At 43.3% G+C, this 3160-nt stretch carries 6 protein-coding genes and 2 pseudogenes; all 8 read left to right on the forward strand.

The features are described from left to right. Positions 1 to 231 (forward strand): annotated as a pseudogene (locus PAN06_RS13485) (type II/IV secretion system protein); the annotation flags it as partial. Beyond that, positions 164 to 1195 carry a competence type IV pilus assembly protein ComGB gene (comGB, locus tag PAN06_RS13490; protein WP_195327253.1) on the forward strand — a complete coding sequence of 344 codons (1032 nt, stop codon included), beginning with the start codon at positions 164 to 166 and terminating at the stop codon, positions 1193 to 1195. The pseudogene PAN06_RS13485 and the gene comGB, both read left to right, overlap by 68 nt. After that, a complete protein-coding gene (gene comGC, locus PAN06_RS13495; protein ID WP_101770912.1) occupies positions 1192 to 1509 on the forward strand; it encodes a competence type IV pilus major pilin ComGC in 318 nt (105 codons plus the stop codon). Before comGB ends, comGC begins: the two co-directional genes overlap by 4 nt. Next, positions 1499 to 1903 (forward strand): competence type IV pilus minor pilin ComGD, encoded by a 405-nt coding sequence (gene comGD / locus PAN06_RS13500; protein ID WP_269796580.1) that lies wholly within the window; start codon positions 1499 to 1501, stop codon positions 1901 to 1903. Before comGC ends, comGD begins: the two co-directional genes overlap by 11 nt. After that, entirely contained in the window at positions 1869 to 2156 is a 288-nt protein-coding gene (gene comGE, locus PAN06_RS13505; RefSeq protein ID WP_151190959.1) for a competence type IV pilus minor pilin ComGE, read from the forward strand. Before comGD ends, comGE begins: the two co-directional genes overlap by 35 nt. After that, complete coding sequence (comGF, locus tag PAN06_RS13510) at positions 2146 to 2598, forward strand: competence type IV pilus minor pilin ComGF (protein WP_151190960.1); 453 nt, start codon at positions 2146 to 2148, stop codon at positions 2596 to 2598. The genes comGE and comGF overlap by 11 nt, the downstream gene beginning before the upstream one ends. Continuing rightward, positions 2555 to 3022 (forward strand): competence type IV pilus minor pilin ComGG, encoded by a 468-nt coding sequence (gene comGG / locus PAN06_RS13515; protein ID WP_269796579.1) that lies wholly within the window; start codon positions 2555 to 2557, stop codon positions 3020 to 3022. The genes comGF and comGG overlap by 44 nt, the downstream gene beginning before the upstream one ends. Positions 3023 to 3052: 30 nt before the next feature. Next, positions 3053 to 3160: pseudogene (locus PAN06_RS13520) on the forward strand (class I SAM-dependent methyltransferase); the annotation flags it as partial.

Here is a 3160-nt window from a genome sequence, read left to right on the forward strand (position 1 = left end):
GGTGTTTATGAGAGGCTCTTAGAACTTGGAGTGAGTGAGGAAGAGCTCAAGATTGTTTTACAAGGTATTTGCTACCAACGATTAATTGCAGGAGGAGGTGTGGTCGATTTTGCGACGGAAAACTACCAAGAGCACTCAGCCAGCCGCTGGAACCAACAAATGGATCTCTTGGCTCAATCGGGATATATCCAGCTGGCTCAGGCGCAAGCCGAAAAAATTATCTACCGCTAAACAAAAGCAAATCATCGAATTGTTTTTGAATCTTTATTCGAGTGGTTTTCATCTGTCTGAGATTGTCGATTTTCTGGATCGCTCTCACCTAGTGGAGAGTCGTTTGGTTTCCCAGATGCGAGAGGACCTCTCGAGGGGGCGGAGTTTTTCAGAGATGATGGCGGGGATCGGTTTTTCAGATGCGGTCACGACACAGCTGTCTCTCGCTGAACTCCATGGCAATCTTATATTGAGCTTGGAGAAAATCAGTGCTTACCTAGAAAACATGCGCAAGGTCAAGAAAAAGCTGATTGAGGTGAGCACTTATCCTCTTATCTTGCTTGGCTTTTTAGTTCTGATTATGCTAGGCTTGCGCAATTACTTGCTTCCTCAAATGGATGCTCAAAATATTGGGACGCAATTGATCAGTTCCTTCCCCCAACTCTTTTTGGTCTTAGGAGCGGGACTGGTGACCTTCTTCTTACTCGGCTTTCTCTATTATCGAAAGTCAGGCAAGATCAACGTTTTTAGAACCTTGTCTCATCTGCCTTTCGGAAAAGGCATGATTCAAGCTTATTTGACAGCCTATTATGCCAGAGAATGGGGCAATCTGATTGGGCAAGGATTGGAGTTGTCTCAGATTTTTTCCATGATGCAGGACCAAAAATCCCAGCTTTTTCAAGAAATTGGAAGGGACTTAGCTCTTTCTTTAGACCGTGGCCAGTCCTTTTCAGAGACGGTCAGGGGGTATCCTTTTTTCAAAAAAGAATTGCCCCTTATGATTGAATATGGTGAAGTCAAATCAAAGCTCGGAAGTGAACTAGAGATCTATGCTGAAAAAACATGGGAAGATTTCTTTCGTCGGGTTCACAAGGCCATGAATGTGATACAACCCTTGGTGTTTGTCTTTGTAGCTCTTGTGATTGTCTTACTCTATGCAGCCATGTTACTGCCGATTTATCAAAATATGGAGGTTCATTTATGAAAAAATTAAAAACCTATAAGGTTAAAGCCTTTACACTTATTGAAATGTTGGTGGTCTTATTGATCATCAGTGTGCTCTTATTGCTCTTTGTGCCGAATTTGACCAAGCAAAAAGACTCCGTGAAAGAGACAGGAAATGCAGCGGTTGTGAAGGTGGTCGAAAGCCAGGCTGAATTGTACGAGCTCAATCATACCAATGACCAAGCCACTCTAGCAAAGCTGATTGCGGATGGAAATATTACCAACAAACAAGCAGAATCTTATCGTGCCTATTATGCGAAAAATAGTGGAGAAACTCGTGCGGTTGCAGATTAAGGCCTTCACCTTGGTGGAGACCCTTCTGACCTTGATGATCGTCAGTTTTATCTATCTGGGCTTATCGGGATCGATCAAGACGAGCTTTCAGCAGGTGGAAGAAAAAGTATTTTTTGCAGAGTTTGAACACCTCTATCAAGAAAGCCAAAAGATAGCATTGGCAAGGCAAACGGAATTGGATGTTGAAGTGACTGCAAGGAAGATTCAAACGCCCTATCAGGCGGTGGAGATTCCTGATTCTGTTATTTTGCAAGATCCTAAAACTATTCGTTTAGACCGAGCAGGTGGCAATTCATCCCTGGCCAATGTTCACTTTCAGACACAGAGAGGAGTGGTGACCTATCAACTGTCGCTTGGAAATGGAAAAATTAAAAAAAGCATCCGTTCCCGCTAGTATTCTCATAGAATCCTTAGTAGCCTTGGGTTTATTTGCCATGATTACGACCTTATTGTTAGGGGAGATCCGGCGTTCGCGCAAGGAGCGACTAGCGGATTTCAAAGAGGTAGAGGTCTTATCTGTCGCTCAAATGGCGCTTCAGACAGGGCAAAATCATCTAGAGGCCAATGGTATTCAGGTTCAAGTCGAAAAAGATGCCGATCAACTCACGGTCTATCATCAAGGGAAGGTGGTACTGCATGTGGAATAAAGGAAAGGTCAAGGCCTTTACCCTGCTCGAAGCCTTGGTCGCTCTCTTAGTGCTTAGTGGGGGAGTGTTGGTCTTTCAAGGCTTGACCAAGCTTCTGCATGCTGAATTGGACTACCAGGCGCATCAAAAGCAGGAAGAATGGATACTTTTTCAGCAACAATTGCAGGTGGAATTGGACCGGAGTCATTTTGAAAAAGTAGCGGACAATCATATCTACTTGGTTCAGGATCAAAAACCAATTGCTATTGGCCAATCTAAAGGAGATGATATCCGAAAAACAGATGATAAGGGCAGGGGCTATCAGCCTATGATTTCAGGTGTTCACTCTAGTCAGATTTGGCAGGAGGGAGAGTTGCTTCATCTGCGTTTGAATTTTGAAGAAGGTCTAGAAAGGGAGTATGTCTACCATGTGGTACCAGCGATACAAAATGAAAAAAGTTAAGGCTGGTGTCTTGCTCTACGCCCTCTTGATGGCAGTGATTTTCAGTCTCTTGCTTCAGTTTTACCTGCACCGTCAGGTCGCGGAAAGACGGATCTTAAAGACGAGTCAAGATCGTCTACGGGCCTATGCTTTGGTGCAATTGGCTCTTGAAAAGAGAAAGAGTGATGAGAAGACATCAGAGATTCATTTAAAGTCTGGAGTTGTTCAGCTACAGCAGGACACTGGTTTTCTTCATGCCCGAGCTGAGATGAATGACGAAAGCTATGAGTTTGTCCTTCCAGTAAGGGAAGAAAAAGAAAGTAGCAAGAGCCAAAAAGAAATGAAGAAGAAACAGAAAGATAAGGAGAAGGCAGGGACCGAAACGCCTTCTGAAGAGACGCCAAAAGAGACCAAGGAACCATCAGAAAATAGCGAAAAAGACTAATTTTTGGTATGATAGGGTGCGGAGGAAATCATGAATTTCGAAAAAATTGAACAAGCTTATACCTATCTATTAGAAAACACTCAAAGTATTCAAAATGAATTGTCGACCAACTTTTATGACGCCTTGATTGAACAAAAT

It is taken from the genome of Streptococcus sp. SM3, assembly GCF_027497875.1.